At 71.1% G+C, this 22,172-nt stretch carries 16 protein-coding genes; 9 read left to right on the top strand and 7 right to left on the bottom strand.

Annotated features, from left to right (window positions below):
• Positions 1-17: 17 nt before the first annotated feature.
• Positions 18-5,489: a discoidin domain-containing protein gene (locus tag DEJ12_RS13565; RefSeq protein ID WP_111030385.1), complete on the bottom strand. Its 5,472-nt coding sequence runs from the start codon at positions 5,487-5,489 to the stop codon at positions 18-20.
• Positions 5,490-5,640: 151 nt separating this feature from the next.
• On the opposite strand from DEJ12_RS13565, the gene DEJ12_RS13560 reads away from it, so the two are divergent.
• On the top strand, positions 5,641-6,795 hold the full coding sequence (locus tag DEJ12_RS13560; RefSeq protein ID WP_181433041.1) for a low temperature requirement protein A: 1,155 nt from the start codon (positions 5,641-5,643) through the stop codon (positions 6,793-6,795).
• A gap of 76 nt (positions 6,796-6,871) precedes the next feature.
• On the opposite strand, the gene DEJ12_RS13555 is transcribed toward DEJ12_RS13560, so the two are convergent.
• Together DEJ12_RS13555 and DEJ12_RS13550 are read right to left on the bottom strand one after the other, a co-directional pair.
• Complete coding sequence (locus DEJ12_RS13555) at positions 6,872-8,701, bottom strand: BCCT family transporter (protein ID WP_258370501.1); 1,830 nt, start codon at positions 8,699-8,701, stop codon at positions 6,872-6,874.
• A 53-nt stretch (positions 8,702-8,754) separates the two neighbouring features.
• Positions 8,755-9,039, bottom strand: coding sequence for a YrhK family protein (locus tag DEJ12_RS13550; protein ID WP_111030383.1), 285 nt, complete (start codon positions 9,037-9,039; stop codon positions 8,755-8,757).
• A gap of 258 nt (positions 9,040-9,297) precedes the next feature.
• Between DEJ12_RS13550 and DEJ12_RS13545 the strand changes: the two genes are divergently transcribed.
• Genes DEJ12_RS13545 through DEJ12_RS13530 form a run of 4 tightly spaced genes read left to right on the top strand, consistent with a single transcriptional unit; the run spans position 9,298 to position 14,995 of the window.
• On the top strand, positions 9,298-10,569 hold the full coding sequence (locus DEJ12_RS13545) for an ABC transporter substrate-binding protein (protein ID WP_111030382.1): 1,272 nt from the start codon (positions 9,298-9,300) through the stop codon (positions 10,567-10,569).
• Between the two features lie 25 nt (positions 10,570-10,594).
• Entirely contained in the window at positions 10,595-11,566 is a 972-nt protein-coding gene (locus DEJ12_RS13540) for a carbohydrate ABC transporter permease (protein ID WP_111030381.1), read from the top strand.
• Positions 11,563-12,474 carry a carbohydrate ABC transporter permease gene (locus DEJ12_RS13535; protein ID WP_111024510.1) on the top strand — a complete coding sequence of 304 codons (912 nt, stop codon included), beginning with the start codon at positions 11,563-11,565 and terminating at the stop codon, positions 12,472-12,474. Before DEJ12_RS13540 ends, DEJ12_RS13535 begins: the two co-directional genes overlap by 4 nt.
• A gap of 10 nt (positions 12,475-12,484) precedes the next feature.
• Positions 12,485-14,995: a TIM-barrel domain-containing protein gene (locus DEJ12_RS13530; protein WP_111030380.1), complete on the top strand. Its 2,511-nt coding sequence runs from the start codon at positions 12,485-12,487 to the stop codon at positions 14,993-14,995.
• 68 nt (positions 14,996-15,063) lie between these two features.
• Here DEJ12_RS13530 and DEJ12_RS13525 read toward each other — a convergent pair whose 3' ends face one another.
• The 4 genes from DEJ12_RS13525 to DEJ12_RS13510 are packed head-to-tail and all read right to left on the bottom strand — an operon-like array spanning position 15,064 to position 18,369.
• Entirely contained in the window at positions 15,064-16,110 is a 1,047-nt protein-coding gene (locus tag DEJ12_RS13525; protein WP_111030379.1) for a LacI family DNA-binding transcriptional regulator, read from the bottom strand.
• A gap of 54 nt (positions 16,111-16,164) precedes the next feature.
• Positions 16,165-16,878, bottom strand: coding sequence for a GAF and ANTAR domain-containing protein (locus DEJ12_RS13520; RefSeq protein WP_111030378.1), 714 nt, complete (start codon positions 16,876-16,878; stop codon positions 16,165-16,167).
• Positions 16,875-17,588 carry a GAF and ANTAR domain-containing protein gene (locus tag DEJ12_RS13515; RefSeq protein WP_111030377.1) on the bottom strand — a complete coding sequence of 238 codons (714 nt, stop codon included), beginning with the start codon at positions 17,586-17,588 and terminating at the stop codon, positions 16,875-16,877. Before DEJ12_RS13515 ends, DEJ12_RS13520 begins: the two co-directional genes overlap by 4 nt.
• Positions 17,581-18,369, bottom strand: coding sequence for a helix-turn-helix transcriptional regulator (locus tag DEJ12_RS13510; protein WP_111030376.1), 789 nt, complete (start codon positions 18,367-18,369; stop codon positions 17,581-17,583). Before DEJ12_RS13510 ends, DEJ12_RS13515 begins: the two co-directional genes overlap by 8 nt.
• A 184-nt stretch (positions 18,370-18,553) precedes the next feature.
• Here DEJ12_RS13510 and DEJ12_RS18080 point away from each other — a divergent pair, with 184 nt between their 5' ends.
• The 4 genes from DEJ12_RS18080 (at position 18,554) to DEJ12_RS13495 (ending at position 21,390) form a co-directional block, all read left to right on the top strand.
• Entirely contained in the window at positions 18,554-18,886 is a 333-nt protein-coding gene (locus DEJ12_RS18080; RefSeq protein WP_071405799.1) for a hypothetical protein, read from the top strand.
• On the top strand, positions 18,880-19,920 hold the full coding sequence (locus DEJ12_RS13505) for a helix-turn-helix domain-containing protein (protein ID WP_181433042.1): 1,041 nt from the start codon (positions 18,880-18,882) through the stop codon (positions 19,918-19,920). Before DEJ12_RS18080 ends, DEJ12_RS13505 begins: the two co-directional genes overlap by 7 nt.
• Positions 19,921-20,054: 134 nt before the next feature.
• Positions 20,055-21,164, top strand: a complete 1,110-nt coding sequence (locus DEJ12_RS13500) for an acyl-CoA desaturase (RefSeq protein WP_110864824.1) — start codon at positions 20,055-20,057, stop codon at positions 21,162-21,164.
• Positions 21,165-21,180: 16 nt separating this feature from the next.
• The gene (locus DEJ12_RS13495) at positions 21,181-21,390 is read left to right on the top strand and encodes a cold-shock protein (protein WP_071405807.1); all 210 of its coding nucleotides are present in this window, start codon (positions 21,181-21,183) and stop codon (positions 21,388-21,390) included.
• Positions 21,391-22,172 lie beyond the last annotated feature (782 nt).

The raw sequence follows: 22,172 nt of genomic DNA, 5'->3' as shown, positions 1-22,172 counted from the left end.
GACGGGTGCTGCCCCGGCTACCGGATCTCGAGGTCGTACAGCGAGTAGCCGTACGGGGTCGCCCGTTCGACACCGTGCACGCGGACGTACCGCCACGAGCCGTCCAGGGCGTGCCGGTCGGTCCCGCCGTCACCGTCGGTCTCGGCGGCGAGCGTCGTCCACCCGTCGTCGCCCGCGTTCCGCGCCTCGATCCGGTAGGAGCGTCCGAAGGCGTCCTCCCACCGGAGCACCGCGCCGTGCAGGCGGTGCGGTGCGCCGAGGTCGACGGCGAGCCACTGGTCGTCGGTGTGCCCGCTCGCCCAGCGCGATCCCGGGTCGCCGTCCACGGCGTTCCGCGCGGGGACGCCGTCGCCCTCGTCGGCCGATGACGACACGGTCGCCCGTCGTGCCAGGTCCGGCGTCGGTTCGCCCTGCGTCGAGGTGACGCGGAGGTCCCAGAGGGAGACACCGAACGCGGTGTGCCGGCGGTCCGCGACGACCCGGACCCAGCGGCCGGTGACGTCGTCGCCCTCCAACCGGTGGATCACCTCGCCGCCGGTCCCGTGGGCTTCTTCCGCGACGGTCCGCCAGGGGGCGTCTTCGTCGTCGCGGACCTGGACGCGGTAGGCCTCGGCCCACGCGGCCTCCCAGTCGAGCTGCACCTGGTCGATCGGCACGACCTGCCCGAGGTCGACCGCCAACCACTCACCGTCGCGTGCTGCGCTGGCCCACCGGGTCCGGTCGTCGCCGTCCACCGCATTGCCGCCGGACAGGTCGCCGCGCTCGTCCGACGAGGTGGTGACGGGCTTGCCGGCGGCCACGTCACGAGAGCGGGCGGGTGCCGTTCCGCCGTCGTCGTCACCGTCGGTCGCCTCGTCGAGGGTCGTGACGGTGGCCGTCCCGGATGCTCCCGGCACGGTGGCCGTGACCGTCGCGGTCACACCGCCCTCGGCCGCTGCGGTGACGACACCGTCCGGTTCGACACTTCCGCCGCCGTCGACGGTCCACTCCGGACGGTCCGCGGCGAGCCGCCCGCCGAACCCGTCGTGGTCGAACCCGTAGGCCACCATCCGGACCGTGTCACCGGCGCGGACGGTCGCGGTGCGCGGCGCGACGAGCACGTCCTCGACGTCGACGGTCGAGGCCGCCGGGGTGCCGGACACGTGCACCTCCCAGATGGAGTACCCGTACCCGGTGAGGCGGTCAGTCAGGTGCAGGCGCACGAACCGGGCGGTCTCGCCCACGGGCACCGTGTCCATGTCGGCGGTGGTCTTGTCGACGGTCCGCACGTCGCGCCAGGGGCCGTCGGCGGTGTCCCGGACCTGCAGCACGTACCGTGCGGCGGCGGCGTTCTCCCAGTCCACCCGCACGGTGCCGACGTCGGTCAGCTGCCCGAGGTCGATCGTGTAGTCGACCTCGTCCACACCGTGCGCGCTCTCCCACCGGGTGCTGCGGTCCCCGTCGACGGCCTTCCCGGCGACGTTCCCGCCGTCCGAGGAGCTCGCGTCGACGTCGGCACCCGCTGCGGCGTCGGGGATCGACGTCACCGAGGCGACGACCGCCGAGCCCTCGACACCGCCACCGGTCGCGACGACGTACCCGGAGCCCGCGGCGGTGGTCGTCACGGTGCCGTCGGTCCCGGCGCTTCCGGCACCGGTGTACGACCAGGTGACGTCGGCGGGCAGGGCCGCCGGGTCGCCGTACTGGTCGTGGCCGGCGGCACGGAACCGCTGTGGCGTCCCGACGACGAGCCGGTCGAAGCCGGGCGTGACGTCGAACCCGGTGAGGACCGGTGCCGGTGCGACCCGGAAGGCGTACGACCCGTGCACCCCGCCGATCGTGGCGGTGACCGTCGCCTGCTCCGCGCGCTCCGATGCGCGGTGGAGGCCATCGGCGCTGATCGTGCCGGTGTCGGTCGACCAGGTGACGTCGTCCAGGGCGACGGTGGCGCCGTACTGGTCGTAGCCGGTGGCGGTGAAGGTCGTGGTCGCGCCGGGGACGATCGTCTTCGGGGCGCCCTCGGTGCTGACGACCACCTCGGTGAGTCGCGCGTCCAGGTGCGACGTGATCTGCGTCTGCGCCGGGACCGCGATCTGGCCGATCACCTCGGTGCCCTCGTAGACGTCGTACGTGTGCTGCACGGTGTCGGGGTTGTCGAGCACGTAGCTGATCGTGCCGTCCGGTGCGCGGAACACCTGGCTGAGCGGGTCCGAGGTGTGCCGGTCGGTGACCTCGGTGCCGACGGTCCGGTTCGACATCGCCTGGTGGTAGACGAGGCCGGCCATCGACTGTCCGGTCACGGCCGGGTCGTCGGCGGCCCACAGTGCGGCGTGCACGTCGGCGTAGGTGTCCGGGTCGTACTGCCCGAGGAACCCGAGCACGACGTTGCCGAGGGCGTCACCCATGCCGCTGAACACCCGTGCGGCGTGCTCGGTGTCCTCGCCCGGGGTGTGGTCGGTGAGGTCGACGCCGTACAGCTGGTCGATGGTCGCGGTGTCGGCGCGGAAGTCGTCCACCAGGAACGGCATCAGCGGGGACGGCGTCGGCCAGTCCTGGGGCTTCCGGTCGGCGGTGGGACCGTCGAGCTCAGTGGGCACCAGCGAGTCGGGCAGGTTCTCCGGGGTCCAGTACCGGTCCGGGAACACCACCCGTCCGTCGTCCTCCACGCTCACCAGCAAGGTGTCGGTGGCCGGGTCGTACAGGGGGTTCGCCGCGGTTCGTCGGGTGATGTACCCGGGGTGGTTCGTCTCGACCGCGCGGATCGCGTCCTGCAGCTCACCGATCGCGGCCGGGCGGTCGCGGGTGATCTTCACGTCGCCGTAGCTGCCGACGCCCCACCACTTCTTCGTGAGCATCTGGATGCGTGCCGCGTTGCCGTCGGTGACGCCGGCCTGCCCGATGGACTCCGGGCGGGCGGCCATCATCTCGCGCATCAGTGCCTTCGAGAAGCCCGGGTCCCAGCCGAAGTAGTCGAACCACGGGGCGATCGGCATCCACTGGATGCCGGAGATCCAGGCGGGGTCGCCCGAGAAGTACGTCGCGTGGGCCTGCCCGGAGTCGAACAGGATCCCCGCCTGCCCGTGCTCGTACTCGTCCGGGAACGCGCCGTTGCCGTCGTACGACGCCGAGGCGGGATTGCCGCGGACGTTCTGCCAGTAGTCGCGGACGGCCGCGCGCTCGGTGACGTACTGCACCGCACCGGCGGCCTGCATCTCCTCGTCGCCGAGGACCGAGCCGAGCAGGAAGAGCCCCGCCTCGGACTGGATCGCCTCGGACGACGACTCCTGGTTGTTGCCGCCGGGTGACGACACGCCGCCGGCGTTCGACCGGCCCTCCCAGACGCCGAACGTGCGCATGTGCGGGAACCGGGCGTCGTCGCGGTCCCAGTTCGCGTACTGCTTCGCGACGAGCGTCGCCATGCCCTGGTACTTCGCGGCCCACTCGTGGTCGACCCGGCCGAGCATGGCGGTCGCGACGGCGAAGTACCCGTAGTGGAAGTGGTTGTCGTTGAACTGCGCGGACCCGTACGAGTCGGCGAACCCGATCAGGGCCTTCCACGTCGGGTACATCGCGAAGAAGTGCTCCGCCTCGCCGTCCGTGTACGTGTACCAGTCGGTCAGGGCGCGCTCGAGGGTGTCCTGCAGCGTACGGGCGTCCTCGGTGGCACCGATCTGCCGCGCGATCGTCATGTACTCGGCGAGCTGCAGGACGTCCTTGCCGCCCCAGTAGGTGTCCCCGCCGTACGTCGTCTTCGCGGCGTACTCGTGCAGGTACTCGCGCATGATGCGCTCGGAGTACGGGGCGTCGCCGACCGTCTCGGGCGTGGCACCGATCGGCGTGATGCCCGTGAACGCGTAGTCCAGGGTCCAGCCGTCGTGGCCGACGGTGGTCCGCATGGTGCCGCGCGGGGTCTCGTAGGTGGCGCCGGTGAAGCGCAGGTTCGTGGTGGCGTCGGCGTACTGGTGCTGCAGCCAGCCCTGCACGGTGTCGTGGTTGTCGCCCTGCAGCGTGTCGGTGCGGATCGACCACTGCTGGCGGACGTTCGCCGCCGCCGGGTCGTACGAGTACGTCATCGTCGTGTCGCGGGGGACCGCGAACGCGGTGCGGTGCAGGTCGTCGAGGGACAGCCCCTGCTCGGGTACCGCGCTGAGCACCAGGTAGAACGTGCCGGATGAGGCCTCCAGCGCGTTCCCGACCCGGGTGAAGGTCGTCCCGTCGGGGGCGTGCACTCCGAAGACGTGGCCGTCCTGGCGGATCTCGAACCGGTCCGTCGTCACCGGCAGGTCGAGCGGTTCGCCGTCTCCGTCGGTGATCTCGGCACCGTCCTGCAGGGTGAGGCGCGGGGTCATGCCGTGGAACTCGAACCACTCGTACGGCGAACCCTGCACGCTCGTGACGTCCATGTACTGCCCGCCCGGGCCGTCCTGCGGCATCCGCCAGCTGACGTTCCAGTCGCCCCAGCGGAGCGCGTCGGCCTGCTTCGCCCGGAACGTGGTCGCGAAGCGGTTGGCGAGACCGTCCGGGGCGTCGGTGAGCAGGACCTGGTCGACCAGCACGTGTGCCCACCCGGCCCGCAGGTCGTCGACGATCCGCAGCTGCGCGGACTGTCCTCGGTGGGCGGCGACGTCCCAGCTGTCCCAGCGCAGCTGCTCGCTGTCCGTCCCGGTGCTGCTCGCCACGACGTCGCCGTCGACCAGGAGCTGCACGGCTTCGTGGTCGGGGTGCCGGCCACCGCCGACCAGGAACGCCAGGGTCGAACGGTCGATCGTGAACGCCGGCGAGGTGAGCGTGCCGGTCGCGCCGTCGCCGTCCTCGTCGCTGAACGAGTTCAGGAAGCGTCCGCCGAGCCACCCGGAGACCGCGCTCTGCCCGCTGGCCGTCCCGGTGGCGGTGGCCGTGAAGGCGTCACCGGTCGCGGTCCAGCCGTCGGGCAGGCCGTCCTCGAAGTCGGCGAGGGTGCGGTCGCTCGCGTCGGGGGTCGGCTCCACCGTCCCGCCCACCGTCACGGGGGACTCCAGGCGCATCGCCGTGCCGTCGTTGTTCCACCGCGTCGGGATCGTGAGCTTCGTGCCCGCGGCACTGTTCGACGAGACGAACGGGTACGCCCACATCTCGCCGGAGTACTTGCTGACCAGCAGGTCCGTCCACCACTGGTTCGTCGGCACCGGCTCGCCGGCCTTCGACGGGTCGATGTACAGCCGCTGGTCCAGCGTCTTCCGCACGTCGGCGATGTCCGTGATCTCGTCCGGCGGGGCCGGCGCGTAGGAGCCGGAACCCACCTGCACGCCGTCCGCGGCCGGACCGACGCGGGACGAGCCTCCAGGCTGTTCCTGCGGTGCGGCCACCGCAGCGGTCGGATCGGCCGGTGAGCGCGGGGTGTCCGAGGTCGCGGCGTGCGCCGGGGTGACGGCGAACGCCAGCAGCGTGGCGGCGGTCAGTGCGCCGGCGGTGGCGCTGACGGCCGCTCGGCGGAACGACCTGGGACGGACGGCGGGACGCGGTGAGGTCACCGGGACTCCTGTCGGAGGGGTTCGGCCGCGCACGACGTACACGGCCGTGGACGGCGGGGTCTGGTGGTGCGGGGCCTGCACCCGGACAGATCGGCCGTGACGGTCGCACCGTCAGCAGTCCGCGTTCTGGGGATGCCCTACCGTTGGCCCCATGCCGACCATCGGACTGCGCCGGATGGTGCCGCGCGACCCCGACCAGCGACACCGGGCCGCGAGCCCCCTGGAGCTCCTGTTCGACCTGGTGTTCGTCGTCGCGGTGGGCTTCGCCGCGACGAACCTGCACGAGATCGAGCTCGAGGGACACGTCACCTCCGCCGTCCTGGCCTACGGGCTGGTGTTCTTCTCGATCTGGTGGGCGTGGATGAACTTCACCTGGTTCGCCACGTCGTTCGACACCGATGACTGGCTCTACCGGGTGATGACCTTCGTGCAGATGGCCGGGGTGCTCGTCCTCGCCGCCGGGGTGCACGCGGCCATGGTCGAGAACGACTTCACGATCGGCGTCATCGGCTACGTCGTCATGCGGCTGGCCCTGGTCGCGCAGTGGATCCGCGCCGCCGCGTCCTCCACCCGCTACCGCCGGACCGCCGTCCTCCATGCGGTCGGCATCACGGTCGTGCAGGTGCTCTGGGTCGTCTCCCTGGCCCTGCCCGACGACGTCTGGTCGTACGCGGCACCGCTCCTCGTGCTCGCCGAGCTGTCGGTGCCGATCTGGGCGCAGACCTCGACGGGGACGGCCCCGTGGCACACCCGGCACCTGGCCGAGCGGTTCTCCCTGTTCACCCTCATCGTCCTGGGCGAGGGGCTGGTGGCCTCGGCCGGCGCGGTGATCGACGCCCTCGCGCACACCGAGCACCTCGGAGCCCTGCTGGCGCTCGCCGGGTGCGGGCTGGTGATCACCGTCGGGATGTGGTGGATCTACTTCTCCCGCGAGCAGCACGCGCACATCCGTTCGCTGCCCACCGCGCTCGTGTTCGGCTACGGCCACTACTTCGTCTTCGCCGCCGCCGGTGCCCTGCCCGCGGGCATCGAGGTCGCGGTCAGCGCCGACGCCGGACACGTCGCGTTGTCGTCCGCCTCGGTCGCCGCGACCGTCGCGGTGCCGGTCGCGGTGTTCGTGCTGTCGATCTGGGCGCTCGCGATCCGGCCGTCGCTGTCGGCACGGGCCAACGCCGTCGTGGTGGCCCTGGTGCTCGTCGTCCTCGCGTCGATCGCGGTGCCGGCGGTGTCGCTGCCGGTCACGGCGCTCGCCGTGGTCGCGGTCGTCGTGACCCTCGAGGTCGCGTCCGCACGGACCGACACCTGACGCACTGACGGACGGGAGGCACGGCGCCAGCTGGCACCGTGCCTCCCGTCCGTCAGGTGGTCGCGTCGACCGCCCGTCAGCGCTCGGGCTGCTCCGTCGCGGGCCCGTCGTCCGCTGCCGGTCGCGCGTCGAGGCTCGGGTCGACCGCCGGGTCGGCCGAGATCGACTCGGGCCGCACCGGGAAGTCCTCGAGCGCGCCCGCGCCCACCGCGGGGGCCGCGGTTCCGCGGCCACCGCGCACACGGTTCTTCACCGCGGCCCACGGACGGCCGAGGCCGGACCGTGCCGGACGCTCGGTCGGCGCCTCGACCTCGAGGCCGTAGTAGGCGCCGACGTGCTCGAGCAACACCTCGCGCTCGGCCTTGTCGTAGGCCCGGCGCTCGCGCGTGAAGGCGATGATCGTCGACCAACAGGTGAGCAGCAGGACGATGCTGAACGGCAACGCGGTCGTGATCGCCGCCGTCTTCAGGGCGTTCAGTCCACCGCTGAGCAGCAGGGCGACGGCGAGCAGCGCAGCGACACCGGCGAAGAAGACCCGCAGCCAGTTCTTCGGCTCGATGTCACCGCCCGACGCGATCATCGCCATGACGAGCGAGCCGGAGTCCGACGAGGTCACGAAGAACACGCCGATGAGCAGGATCGCGCCGTAGGTCAGGACCATGCCGGCGGGCAGGTCGCCGAGGACCGCGAACAGTGACCCCTCGATGTCGACCGAGCCGTCCGAGCCGATCAGGCCACCCGAACCGTCGGTCTGGCGGTGGATCGCGGTGCCACCGAGGACGGCGAACCACAGGAACGTGAGCGCGGTCGGCACCAGCAGGACACCGAACACGAATTGGCGGACCGTGCGGCCCTTGGAGATGCGGGCGATGAAGACACCGACGAACGGCGCCCACGACATCCACCAGCCCCAGTAGAAGGTGGTCCAGGCGCCCTGCCAGGCCTCGCCCTCGGCGCCCTGCTGCGCGGTGACGTTGAACGACAGGCCGACGATGTTCTGCAGGTAGGAGCCGATCGACTGCACGAAGTCCCGCAGCAGGAACTGCGTCGGGCCGACGATGAGCACGAACAGCAGCAGTGCGGCGGCGAGCAGCAGGTTGAAGTTCGACAGGATCTTCATGCCCTTGGTCACACCGGTGACGAGCGAGACGATCGTGACGGCCGTGATGACCGCGATGATGGCGATCTGGCTGACGATGCTGCTGTCGGCGATGCCGGCGCTCTCGAGTCCGGCGCCGATCTGGATCACCCCGAGGCCGAGCGAGGTCGCGACGCCGAACAGCGTGCCGACCAGGGCGATCACGTCGATCAGGTTGCCCCAGCCGCCGCGGACGCGGTTGCCGAGCAGCGGTTCGAGGGCCCAGCGGATCGACACCGGGCGACCCCGGCGGTGGATCGCGTACGCCAGGGCCAGGCCGAGGACGACGTAGATCGCCCATGCGTGCAGGCCCCAGTGCAGGAACGTCTGGGTCAGTGCCTGCTGCGCGAGCTCCTTCTCGGTGCCGGTGACGCCGGGGCGCGGGGAGGCGAAGTGGCTGAGTGGCTCGGAGACGCCGTAGAAGACGAGGCCGATGCCCATGCCGGCGGCGAAGAGCAGTGCGAACCACGAACCGGTCGAGAACTCGGGCTCGTCCTGGTCCTTGCCGAGCTTGATGTCACCGAAGCGGCTGAAGCCGACGAACAGCGAGAAGCCGACGAAGAACGCGGCGATCAGCACGTAGTACCAGCTGAAGTTCTTGACGATGCCGTCCTGCAGACCGAGGAACAGCGCCTCGGCGGTGGAGGGGGAGATCAGGGTGAAGGCCACGAACCCCAGCACGATGACGGCGGCGGGCCAGAACACCCACCGCCGCAACTGCGGTGTCGTGGTCACGGGTCCGGGCAGGGGAGGAGTGGTGCTTGCCATCCCTCCATGGTGCCTGCTCGCGTTCCTGTGTGTTCGCCCAGGCGTGTCGTGGTTCAGAAATCGCGCGCGGACTCCGTGGGGTTCCCCCGGCCGACCCGACCGAGGTGGAGCCTCCGGGACAGCCGGATCACGGGACGGATGAGCAGTTGGACGCTCCCGATCAGGAACAGCCAGGTGCCGGCCGTCGTGGTGGTCTCGGAGAAGAAGAGGACGCTACCGACGATGAACCAGAGCGCCACCATCACGTCGTTGATGATGCTGATGGTCTCGTAGACCCCGCGGATGCGGAGCTCCTCGTGCCCCACCCGGAGTGCGATGTCCCGTTCGTCCTCAGCCATCAGACGATCCTGCCAGCTCCGTGCCGTGTCCGTCCCGGTGGGCGGCGGCGCGCGGCGGTGGACGCGCTGCGCGGCGGACGGGAGGCGCGGGGCGGGCTGGCACCGTGCCTCCTGTCCGTAGGGTGCACCGACTACTGCCACATGCGATTACAACGTTGACGTACGCTTTACAGCGCTGTAAACAGGAGCCTGCGCGACGATGCGCGACGAGGGAGAGACCCGATGGTGGGAAGCAGGACCGCAACACTCCAGGCGGCGGTGAGCCGGCGGGGGTTCCTCGCGGGCGCGGCCGGTGGCATCGCACTCGGCACGATGGCGCTCGCCGGGTGCGCGACCCCGGGGCGTGCCGCCGGTGGAGCCACGACGCTCCGCTTCTACGAGCAGAAGCAGGAGGTCATCGCGTACTTCGACAAGCTGCTGCGGAAGTTCGAGGGGGAGCACACCGGCTTGTCGGTCGTGCACGACAGCACGGCGGCCATCGCCCCGCAGTTCGTGCGCGGTGAACCGGCGGACGTCGGCTGCTTCAACGACAACCTCGAGCTCGCCCGGTACATCTCGCGCGGCGTGCTCAGCGACCTCGGTGACCTGCCGTCGGCGGCGCGGGTCCGCCCCGACATCGACACCCTGACGAACCAGTACGCGAAGTTCGAGGACCGCACGAGCGTGCTGCCGTACTCGCTCGCCGCGGCCGGGGTGATCTACAACAAGCGGATCTTCGCCGAGCAGGACCTGCCGGTCCCGACGACGTGGGACGAGTTCGTCGAGGTCTGTCGGACCCTGCAGAAGGCCGGCATCACGCCGATCTACGCCACCGACCGGGACACCTGGACGCTCTGGCAGGGCCTGTTCGACTACTCGGTGGGCAGCCTCGTCGACACCGGCTCGTTCTTCCGGAAGATGAAGGCCCTCGGCGCCGACGTCGGCCCGGACTCCGAGGTGTCGTTCGAGAAGGACTTCGCGGTGCCGATGGAGCGCGCGAAGACCATCTCGTCGTTCTTCAACCGCGACCACGCCACCCGGGCCTACGCCGACGGCAACCTGGCGTTCGGCAAGGGCGAGGCCGCGATGTACCTGCAGGGCCCGTGGGCGCTCGGGCAGATCGCGCTGATCGACGACAAGCTGCCGGTCGGCACCTTCGCCCTGCCGGTGTCGAACGACCCGGGAGACCGCAAGGCCCGGGTCAACATCGACCTCGGGCTCTGGATCCCCACGGCGTCCGAGCACCCGGAGCAGGCGAAGGAGCTCGTCGAGTTCCTCATGCAGCCCGAGGTCATCGACGCCTACAACCGCGACAACCTGGCGTACTCGCCCCGCATCGACGCACCACCGCAGCAGGACGAGCGCCTCGCCGGCCTGCAGCAGTACGTCGACGACGCCGCGTTCTACCAGGGCGCCGGCACCTTCATCCCCACGTCGATCCCGCTCGGCAACTACCTGCAGTCGGCGATCCGGAGCGGGGACTTCACCTCGATGCTGCAGCGGCTCGACTCGGACTGGCGGCGGCTCGCCGGCCGTTCCGCGACGGTCTGAGCCGGACCAGGACACAGGAGTCACCATGACCATGCAGACCCCGCTCTCCCGCGACACCGACCCGGACACCTCCGGACCGGCGACCGACGCAGCCCGCACGCACCGGCGTGTGGGTTCCCGCGGTGTCGGTTCACTCAGCCGCACGGAGGGCATGTACTACCTGTTCCTCGTGCCGGCCCTCGTGCTGTTCACGGCGTTCGTCGTCGCCCCCGCCTGCGTCGGCGTCTTCTACAGCTTCACCGACTACCTGGGGTTCGGGCAGTGGGACTTCATCGGCGTCGAGAACTACCGGGCGCTCGTCTCCGACCCGGCGATCCTGGCGTCGTACGGCTTCACGCTCGGCTTCGCGGCCGTCACCGTCGTCGTCACGCAGGTCGTCGCGCTGTCCCTGGCGATCGCCCTGGCGAAGAAGATCCGGTTCGCCGCCGGGTTGCGGTCGGTGTTCGTCATCCCGATGGTGATCTCGGGGATCATCGTCGCCTACGTGTTCAACTTCCTGTTCTCGAACACCGTGCCGGCCCTGGCCACGAGCGTCGGTTTCGGCCCGCTCGAGCAGAGCATCCTCGGCGACCCGAACCTCGCCTGGCTCGCGATCGTGATCGTGTCCGCCTGGCAGACCGTGCCCGGCGCGCTCCTCATCTACACGGCGGGCCTGACGTCCATCCCCGAAGAGCTGTACGAGGCCAGTGCGCTCGACGGCGCGACCGGCTGGAAGCAGCTCCGCTCGATCACGCTCCCGCTGCTCGGCGGCTTCATCGTCATCAACACCGTGCTCGGTGTGAAGGGCTACCTCGGCGCCTACGACGTGATCGTCGGTCTGACCAACGGCGGCCCCGGCAGCGCGACGAGCAGCGTCGCGATGACCATCTTCGGCGGCTTCACCGGCGGCGACTACGCCTACCAGATGGCGAACGCGACCGTGTTCTTCATCATCACCGTCCTCATCTCCGTGCTGCAGCTCGCGGCGACCCGCGGAAGGAACCTGCGACTCGCATGACCGCCATCGACACCCGACCCCCGACCGACACCCGCGCCGTGACCACTGGCGGCGGCGGACGTTCCGGCCGCGGCCACCGCCGACGACTGGGCGGCACGAACTGGACGCTGACCGTGGTCCTCGGCCTCGCGTCGCTGACCGTGCTCATCCCGCTGTACGTGACGCTCTCGATGGCGTTCAAGACGACCGAGCAGTCCGTCGACGGCAATGCACTCTCGCTGCCGTTCCCGTTCAACCCGGGCTCGTTCGCCGAGGCCTGGCAGCTGACCCGGTTCCCGGTGTCCTTCTCGGTGTCGTTGGGCGTCGCGGCGCTCACCGTCGTCGCCACGCTGCTGCTCAGCTCGTTCGCCTCGTACGCGATCGTCCGGAACTGGCACAAGCGGTTCTTCCGGTACTCGTTCGTCTACCTGCTCGCGGCGATGTTCCTGCCGTTCCCGGTGGTGGCGCTGCCGCAGATCAAGCTGACCGCCGAGATCGGCCTCGACAACCCGATCGGCGTCGGGATCCTGCACGCCATGTTCCAACTGTCGTTCAGCGTGCTGCTCTACTCGGCGTACCTGCGGTCGATCCCGGTCGAGCTCGAGGAGAGCGCCCGCATCGACGGGGCGTCCACGTGGCAGATCTTCTGGCGGATCATCCTGCCGCTCCTCGGCCCGATGAACGCGACGGTCGGCATCTTCGCGTTCCTGGCATCGTGGAACGACTTCATGATGCCGTCGCTCATCACGGCGGATCCGGGGTTGCAGACCCTGCCCGTGGTGCAGAACATCTTCCAGAGTCAGTTCGGCACCAACTACAACGTCGCCTTCGCCTCGTACCTGATGGCGATGGCGCCCACGATCATCGTCTACCTGTTCGCGCAGCGCTGGGTCATCAGCGGCGTGACGCAGGGCGCGGTCAAGAGCTGAGAGGCACCACGTGAGCAGCAGCACCACCGGCACCAGCACCACCGGCACCACCGGCACCACCTGCGCCGTCCTCCCCACCATCCGTCCGTTCCCGGGGTCGGACCCGGTCGCCGACCCCGCAGCCGTCGTCACCGGCGACCACTGGCGCATCACCGTGCTCGACGCCGGGGCGTTCCGCATCGAGTGGAGCGACGACGGCGGGTTCGAGGACCGCGCATCGACCTTCGCGATGCGCCGACGCCTGCCCGTGCCGGCGTTCACCGTGGAGCGGACGGCCGCCGCCGACGGCACCGGCACCGCCGCCGGCGTCGTCGTCGTCACCACGGATCGCGCCCACCTGCGCTACGACGGCCGCCCCTTCAGCCCGAGCGGCCTGGTCGTCGAGACCACCGGTCCGGACGCCAACCGCTGGCGCTGGGGGCAGGAGCCGCGCGACCTCGGCGGCACCGGCCGCACCCTCGACGACGTCGACGGCCGGATGCCGCTCGAACCGGGGATCCTGGCCCGCGACGGCATCACCGCGCTCGACGACAGCGAGTCGTTCCTGTTCGCGGACGACGGCTGGATCGGCACACGGGTCCCCGGGCGCCGCGACGTCACGGTCTTCGCGTACGGCCGCGACTACGACGCCGCGCTCCGCACGTACCACGCCGTCTCCGGGCCGCCCTCACGGATGCCGCGGTGGGCACTCGGCAACTGGTGGAGCCGGTACCACCCGTACAGCGACACCTCGTACCTCGAGCTGCTGGACCGCTTCGCCGCCGAACACCTGCCGTTCTCGGTCGCCGTCATCGACATGGACTGGCACCGGGTGGACTCGGTCCCGCCGCGCTTCGGCAACGGCTGGACGGGGTACTCCTGGGAGCCGTCGCTGTTCCCGGACCCCGAGGCGTTCCTCGCCGAACTCCACCGCCGGGGGATGCGCACGACGCTGAACCTGCACCCTGCCGACGGCGTGCGGGCATTCGAGGACGCCTACCCCGCGGTGGCCCGGGCGATGGGCGTCGACCCGGAGACCGAGCAGCCGATCGCGTTCGACCCGACGGACCGGCGGTTCCTGCAGGCCTACTTCGAGCAGCTGCACCGCCCGCTCGAGGAGCAGGGCGTCGACTTCTGGTGGATCGACTGGCAGCAGGGTCGTGAGACCGGGCTGCCCGGGGTCGACCCGCTGTGGCTGCTCAACCACTTCCACCTGCTCGACTCGGCGCGACACGCGCCGTCGGGCGGAGACGCAACCGGCGACACGACCGCGGACACCGACACCGACACAACCGCAGTCCCGGCCCCCGTCGACGGCATGACCTTCTCACGCTACGCCGGCCCCGGCAGCCACCGGTACGCCGTCGGGTTCTCCGGTGACGCCGTCGTCTCGTGGGCGTCCCTGGCGTTCCAGCCCGAGTTCACCGCCACCGCCGCGAACATCGGCTACCCCTGGTGGAGCCACGACATCGGCGGCCACACCCGCGGCGTCCGCGACGACGAACTCGCCACCCGCTGGGTGCAGTTCGGGGTGTTCTCGCCGATCATGCGCCTGCACTCCGCGAACAACCCGTTCATCCGCAAGGAGCCGTGGGCGTTCCCCGCCGAGGCCCGCGCCGCGATGGGGGAGGCACTCCGCTTCCGCCACCGCCTGGTGCCGTACCTGCACACGATGAACCACGGCACCGCCGAGGGCACCGCGCTGGTCCGGCCGCTCTACCACCTGGAGCCGCGCCGCGACGAGGCGTACCGGGTGCCGAACACCTACGCGTTCGGTTCGGAGCTGCTCGTCGCCCCGATCGTGGCGCCGCGCGACCCGGTCAGCCGGCACGGGGTGGCCCGCGCCTGGCTGCCGCCGGGCACCTGGACCGACGTCTTCACCGGCAGGGTGTACGCGGGTGACCGGTTCGTCGACCTGCACCGCACGCTCGACACGGTGCCGGTCCTGCTGCGCGCCGGTGGGATCCTGCCGCTCGCCGCGGCCGACCAGCTCGACGCCACCGTGAACCCGACGGCGTTCGAGGTCCTCGTCGCACCGGGTGCGGCCGGCGAGTTCACCCTGGTCGAGGACCACGAGGGCGAGGGCAGCCGCACCGCCCGGACCCGCCTGACCTGGGATCCCGAGAACGCCGAGTTCCGGGTGCACGCCACCACCGGGGCCCTCGACGTCGTCCCCGCCCACCGCGACTGGCGGATCACGTTCCTCGCCGCACCGGCCGACGGGCAACCGACGTCGGCACGCTCGGCCGACCGGTTCTCGGTCGACGTGTCCGTCGACTCGGCGTCGGGCGGATCGGTCACGCTGGTCGGCGCTCCGGTCGTCGGTGTCGACGCACGGGAGGCCGTGCGGCGGGTCCTCGAGGGCGCGCAGGCCGGCAACCCGGAGAAGCTCGAGGCGTGGGAGGTCGTGGCGAAGGACCTGCCGCGCGCGGACCGCATCGTCGAGCTCGGCACCGTCGGGCTGCCCGACGCCCTGCGGGACGTCGTCGTCGAGCTGCTCGGCAGCGTGCACCCGGGGGAGTCGGCTCCCGCAGGCCGCTGACGGCAGTCGACGGGGAATTGCGGACGGGAGGCGCGTGGCGGCACCGCCACGGGCCTCCAGTCCGCCGTTCACGCGCTCTGGTGCGCCGCCCGGTCGGACGTGCCGTCCGCGTACGGCGCGCTCTCGCCGACGAGCAGGCGGTGGCCGACCGTGACCAGCCGGCCCGGCACGTCGGAGCCGTCCATCCGCTCGACCAGCAGGTCGAGTGCGGTGTCTGCGAGGGCGACTGTGTCGGGCGCGACGGAGGTCAGGCTCGGCACCAGGCTCGACCCGAGGCCGACCGCGTCCCACCCGACGACGGCGACGTCGCCGGGGGCGTCCAGTCCGCGCAGGCGCATCGCCCGGAGCGCCCCGAGCGCGGCCAGGTCGTCGCGGCAGAGCAGACCGTCGACCCGCAACCCGGCGTCGAGCGCGGCGCCGAAGGCGACCTCGGCACCGGCGGCGTCACCGACCTCGCGGGGGACCAGCAGCGCGTCGTCGAGCGGCAGGTCCGCGGCGACGAGTCCGGCGCGGTAGCCGTCCAGACGCAGTCCGGACGTGCGCGACGAGGGGCCGGTCTCGTGCCCGAAGAACCCGATGCGGCGGCAGCCGAGCGCCACGAGGTGCGCGACGGCCTCGGTCGCGGCCCCGGCGTTGTCGATGACGACCTGGTCGGCGTGCGGGGGCCGGACGTCCTCGCCGAGGAACACCACGGCGGTGTCCCCGCGGATCCGGTCGATGGCCTCGGGCGTGAGCACCTGCGGGTGGATCACGACCCCGTCGACCACACCGGCCTCGCGTCCCCGCACCGCTGAGCGTTCACCGTCGGGGTCGCCGCCGGTCTCCTCGAGCAGGAGCTGGTAGCCGCGGTCGGCACACACCCGCGAGAACACGTGGGCCAGTTCGGCGAAGTACGGACGCCGCAGGTCGGGGAACGCGAAGGCGAGCATGTTCGAGCGTCCGGTCGCCAGGGACCGCCCCGAGACGTTCGGGCGGTAGCCCAGCTCGTCGATCGCGGCCTGCACCCGGCTGCGCATCGGGTCGCTGACGTGCTGGTAGCCACGGACGACGTTGGACACGGTCTTCATCGAGACGCCGGCGTGCGCGGCGACGTCCTGCAGCGTGACCTTGCCCATCCGCTCACCGTAGCGGGCGGAGGGGCACCGGACCCGGGGGACGGGCCGGGCTCGTTACGGGACGAGTCGGCGCTGCACGATCGCGCGGGCGACCTCGGAGAGCGGCTCGTGGTGCTCGAGCGCGTACCCACGGATCACCGCGAAGGCGTCCTCGATCGAGACGCCGCGCAGGTACGACACGACGCCCTTGGCCTGCTCGATGACCTCGCGTGACCCGATGGTCCGCTGCAGCTGCGCGCGGACGACCTCGTGCTCGCGCAGCGACCGTTCGTGCAGGATGCCGATCGTGGCCACGTCCGCCAGGGCCCGGGCGACGCGCAGGTCCGACTCCGCGAGGGCACCGACGCCGGCCCCGAACAGGTTGAGCGTGCCGATGACGTTGCTCCCCAGCCGGAGCGGGACGGCGTGCACGGAGCGGAACCCGAGCGCGAGCGCACCCGTGCGGAACATCGCCCACTCCGCCGGGGCGACCTCGATGTCCGGGCACGTCACGACCCGTCCGGTCGCGAACGAGGTCATGCAGGGGCCGGCCTCGGCGTCGAGCTGCAGCACCTCGACGAGACGGGTCGCCTCGGAGGTGGAGGCCACGACCTCGAGCTCCTGGTCGTCGTTCGCGAGCAGGATGCCCGCGGCGTCGATGTCGAGCACGTCGGCGCACGTCTCGACCAGGGTCTGCAGGAGTTCCACGACGTCGTAGGCGTCCACCAGGGTGTCGGCGAGCGACGTGAACGTCTCGAGGATCCGGGCTTCTCGGCCTGCCGTCGTCACTGGACCTCCTCGATCAGGTCGCCTCGCTTCTCGAACCGGACCGTGCCGTCGAGGATCTCCTCCGCCACCCGCCGCATCGTCGTCCGACGCGCGAAGGCGTGGCCCTGCAACAGCAGGTAGGCGTCCTCGGGGCTGATGTCGAGCTGCGCGAGCACGACCCCGGTGGCCTGGTGCACCACGCGCCGCGACGACGGGCTCCGATCCAGCAGGGCGTCGTCCTCGTCCGCGATGGAGCGGAGCGCGCGGCGCAGGACCCGGCGGCTGACGGCCGAGGCGAGGGTCATGGCCTGCCGCACGGTGTCGTCTTCGATCGTCGCGGGCTCCGGCACGTACACGTCGACGGCGCCGAGCGGGAACGGCCCGAACGCGACCGGGAACGCGAAGACCGCCCCGACGGGTTCGCTGCGCACGGCTTCGTTGAAGGCGGGCCACGCGGCGTTCGGTCGACGGACGACGTCGGTCTCCAGGACCGGGGCATCGTTCGCCAGCGCGGTCCAGCAGGGTCCCTCGGACAGGTCGAACTGGATCTCGTCGACGCGGGTGGCGACCTCGTCCGTCGCGGACACGGTCTCGCTCGGGCACAGTTCACCGAACGTCGAGATCGAGACACCGCCCATCGGCAGCGCGAGCGCGAACGGCCGACTGAGTTCGTCGTCGGCGATCTCCGCCGACCGGAGCGCACGGAGTGCACGCTCGAATGCGTCATCCATGGGCGCCTTCCCTGCCGTCTCTCGATCCTACGCGCTGGTCGGTGTCGGACGATCCGGACGGCGCAGGCACGTTCGGCGGTGGGCCGGCGCGCCAGGCCGGCAGCTCTGCGGGCGGGTACGACCCCTGCTCGTCCTGCACCCGGAGCATCGCGTCCAGGGCCACCAGCGTCACGCCGGAGGTCTCACGCACCACCGTCCGCACCGCGTTGCCGAGCAGGAACGCCATCAGGTCCTCGCTGCCGCCGTCCGGCCGGTAGTCCCGCCACGGACCGGCGCCGGCGCGTTGCAGGGCACCGGCGAGCACCGCCTTCGCGTCGTCGACGTCGACCTCGCAGTCGAGCACCAGGCGGAAGCGCCGCTGGTTCCGGTCCGACAGGCTCGGTGCGCCGTCCTCGTCGTCCTCGGGAACGAAGGACCGCAGCGCCGACGAGGGCGCGATGCCGTACGCCGCACGGAACGCCGCAGCCATCCGGCCCGCGTTGCTGAACTGCCAGCGTTCGGCGATCTCGGCGATCGTCCGCCGGTCCGGCGCCCCGGAGGCTTCCTGCAGGTCGCGACGGACACCCTCCAGGCGCACGGCGCGCAGGAAGGTTCCGGGGGACTGCCCGATCTCGGCCTGGAACCGCTTCTGCAGGCTCCGCGGCGACAGCTGCACGGCCGCGGCGACGTCGGCGACGGTGATGTGGGTCGCAGCCTGCTCGTGGACGAACCGCATCGCATCCCGGACCGCACGCGAGAGTCGGGGCGGGCCGTCCTGGGTCGCGCTGCTCCCGTCGCTCATGCGCCGACCGTACGGGACCCGCCGATGGCGCGCTCCCAGGGCACCGATCGAGGCGACGGATGATCCACCTTGCGCGGTACGAAGTCAACCCCTGACATGACCGGAATCGTCCTGTCGATACTGAAAGTGTCTCGGGCATCGCGGTCGAAGTGATGCGCCACATCGAACCGACAGGGAGGGCGCGATGGGACACCGCCAGGGATCCACGACCGTGATGACCGAGGCCGCCGTCTGGCAGCAGGTCGTCCACACCGATCGGATCCGTGCGCTCGCCGCGACGGACCCGACGGACATCCGCGTCCAGCCGGTCGACGCCGGGTGCTGGCGGGTGGTCGACGCCGCAGCTGCATGGGGGGATCCCGACATGCTGCTCGGCTTCATCGAGCGCACGGTGGACGGGTTCGACTGCACGCTCATGGCGGCGCTGCACGAGCACGACCGGCGAGCGAGCCTGCAGGACGCCCGCGCCTGGTTCGAACACCGCTGCGGACAGCGCTTCGACGAGGCACCGTGCTGACCGCGGTCCACGGGATCGACGCCGCCCGGACCGTCACCGCGAGGATCGACGCGCAGCGACGCCGCACCGAACGATCCGGTACCGACCGGGCCTTCGCCGCACGCGTGCTCGCCCAGGCCGGGCACGGCCGTGACGTGCGCTTCGACGTCGAGGACGACGCCTTCCGGCTGCCGTTCCGGTTCCGCTACCGGACCCGACGGGACGGTTGCGTGAGCCTCGTCACGGCGTCGGCGACCTCCGGCTTCTCCGGGGTCTTCGAGCCCATCGACCGCATCGTCGTCGGGTGGTCGAGCACCGGAGGTGTCCGCATCGCCGTCGAGGACGGCGTCGTCCTCGAGACCCGCCCGGGCATGCCCGTCCTGATGCCGACGTCCGGGGAGTTCTCGGTGCGCGCCCCGAAGGGCACGCTGCAGCTCGTGAGCATCGACCGGTCGCTCCTCGACCAGGTGCGCTCGTCGCTGGGAGCAGCGTCCGAACTGCCGACGCGGGGTGCTGAGCCCGCCGTCGCGGCCCTCGAACACCTGCGCCGGTGCGTCGAGCAGGTGGCCGTCACCGCGACGCGCGACGGGTTCACGTCCGGTGCCCGGACCGGTGCGCAGGTCGCGCTGGTCGAGGCCGTCCTCGGAGCCTTCGGCGTGCGGACGCCCGCGGTCCTCCGCCGCGCGGTGACGCCGTCGACGGTCGAGCTCGCCGAGGCCTACCTCGACGGACACTGCGAGCAGATGTTGTGCCTGGCCGACATCTGCAACGCCGTGGGCGTGAGTCCGCGGACCCTGCAGACGGCGTTCATGCGGGAACACGGGGTCTCGCCGATGACGTTCCTGCTGCGGATGCGGCTCGATCGGGTGCGCGCGGCACTGGAGTCCAGCAGCCGGCACGAGACGAGTGTGAGCGAGGCCGCGATGGCCTGGGGCTTCCGGCACCTGGGGCGGTTCTCGGGCACGTACTTCCGTCGGTTCGGGGAGTACCCGGGACAGACGTTGCGCGCATCGTCCGGTCGGTGCGCGGACGGTCCGGAGCGCCACGCGGGCTGAGTTCGTGCACTGCGCAACGTGTTCTGGACACCACGGTGAACACGCAAGTTCGGCCCCTAGGGTCGCCGCAAGCGCAATCGCGTGAACTCCCTCGAACCGGTTGAAGGACCGATCCGTACCGGAAGGCGGTCCACATGACCACCACTCCGCTCGCTCCGGGTTACACCCGCACTCGTCCCGCTACGGGGGCCCGCAAGGGCACCTCGACCTACTCCGCGCTCCTGGCGCAGGTGAAGGAGAACGGCCTCCTGCGCCGTCGTACCGGTTTCTACTGGGCACTGTTCGGCGCACTCGTCGGCAGCCTCGCCCTCACCTGGGTCGCGTTCGCGTTCCTGGGTGACTCGTGGTTCCAGCTGATCGTGGCCGGTGCGCTGGGCGTGCTGTTCACGCAGTTCGCGTTCCTGTCGCACGAAGCCGCGCACCGTCAGGTGTTCGAGTCCCAGAAGTGGAACGACCGCGCGGGCCGCTGGCTCGGCACGTTCCTCGTGGGCCTCAGCTACTCGTGGTGGATGAACAAGCACACCCGTCACCACGGCAACCCGAACACCGTCGGCAAGGACCCGGACATCGCCCCCGACGGCATCCGGTTCCTGCCGGAGGACGCCGCCGCCGTCAAGGGTGGCGCGATGAAGACCTTCATGCGCTTCCAGGGGTGGCTCTTCTTCCCCCTCCTCACGCTCGAGGGCCTGAACCTGCACCGCTACGCCGTGATGTCCATCGTCACCGGCAACGGCACCAAGGCCGACAAGAAGCACCGCCTCATCGAAGGCGCCCTGCTCGTTGCCCGTTTCGCGATCTACCTGACGGTGGTGTTCTGGTTCCTGCCGTTCGGGATGGCGTGCGCGTTCCTCGGGGTGCAGCTGGCCGTGTTCGGCGTGATGATGGGTGCCTCGTTCGCCCCGAACCACAAGGGCATGCCGACGATCGCCCACGACGCGAAGGTCGACTTCTTCTCCCGCCAGGTGCGCACGTCGCGCAACATCCGTGGCGGCTGGTGGGTGTCGTTCCTGATGGGTGGGCTGAACTACCAGGTCGAGCACCACCTGTTCCCGTCGATGCCGCGTCCGGCGCTGAAGCAGGCCCGCCTGCTCGTCCGTGACCACTGCGACACCCTCGACGTGCCGTACACCGAGACGACGCTGTTGCGCTCGTACGGGATCGTCGTCCGGTACCTCAACCGCGTCGGACTCGCCGCCCGCGACCCCTTCGCGTGCCCCATGGTCGCGCAGCTGCGCATCCACTGACGCCGTGCTGACCGCCATGCCCACGGGCACCGTCAAGTGGTTCGACCACAGCAAGGGGTTCGGCTTCATCCACCCCGACGACGGGTCCCAAGACCTGTTCGCGCACTTCTCCAGCATCGTCGCGGCGACCGGCTCCCGGCCGCTCGCCCAGGACGACCACGTGCAGTACGAGATCGGGCCCGGCAAGAAGGGCCCGCAGGCGGACAACATCTCGATCATCCGCTGATCGGCACCACCACGAGCAACGCCCCGACCGGTCCGGTCGGGGCGTTGCTCGTTGCGCGCGTCGCCGTCGCTGGCCGAGCCTCGCTCCGCTGGACAGACCGCGCGTCCCGGCACCCGCAACCTGTCCGCGGGCCGAGTCTCGGTGGGGGCCGCCGGCCCGGCGCACCATGGGACGGACGGGAGGCCCGGTGTCAGCTGGCACCGTCCCTCCCGGCACGGCCGTCGTGCCGCTGGCGAGCGACGGCGGAACCGGCGGATGGGCCCTCCCGTCTGCCTGCGCGCAGTCCACGGCTGCGGGCTGGGCTGTCTTTCGCGCTGAGCGACAGACCACGCGAACGTGAGCACGTGAGGTGTCGCCCAGCCCGTGACGACGGCCGCGGCCGCTGGCCCGGCGTACCCACACGACGGACGGGAGGCCCGGTGCCAGCTGGCACTGGGCCTCCCGTCCGTCGTGTGCGCCCGTTCTTTCCCATCGCGCGCGCGTTGGTTCGCAAGAACGGGCGTACCTGGTCGAAAGAACTCGCCAGGTACGCCCGTTTCCGCCCAGTACGCCCGGTTCCAGCAGGTATGCCCGGTTCCGCCAGGTACGCCCGGTACCGCTCGACGCACGTCGTGCAACGCAAGTCGGCCCGGGCCACGCTGCTGCGTGGTCCGGGCCGACTGGTGGTGCGGGGTGTTACTTGATCTGTGCGGTGATGGTGGCGGTGCCGACGAGGAGGCCGCGCTTGACGGCGTCGGTGCCGAAGGTCTTGTTCAGCAGGCCGGCGGCGTCTTCGGAGATGT

It is taken from the genome of Curtobacterium sp. MCLR17_059 (assembly GCF_003234665.1).
Taxonomy (GTDB): Bacteria; Actinomycetota; Actinomycetes; order Actinomycetales; family Microbacteriaceae; genus Curtobacterium; species Curtobacterium flaccumfaciens.
Note: the sequence above shows the minus strand (reverse complement) of the source record. Positions and strands in the feature narration are given on the sequence as shown.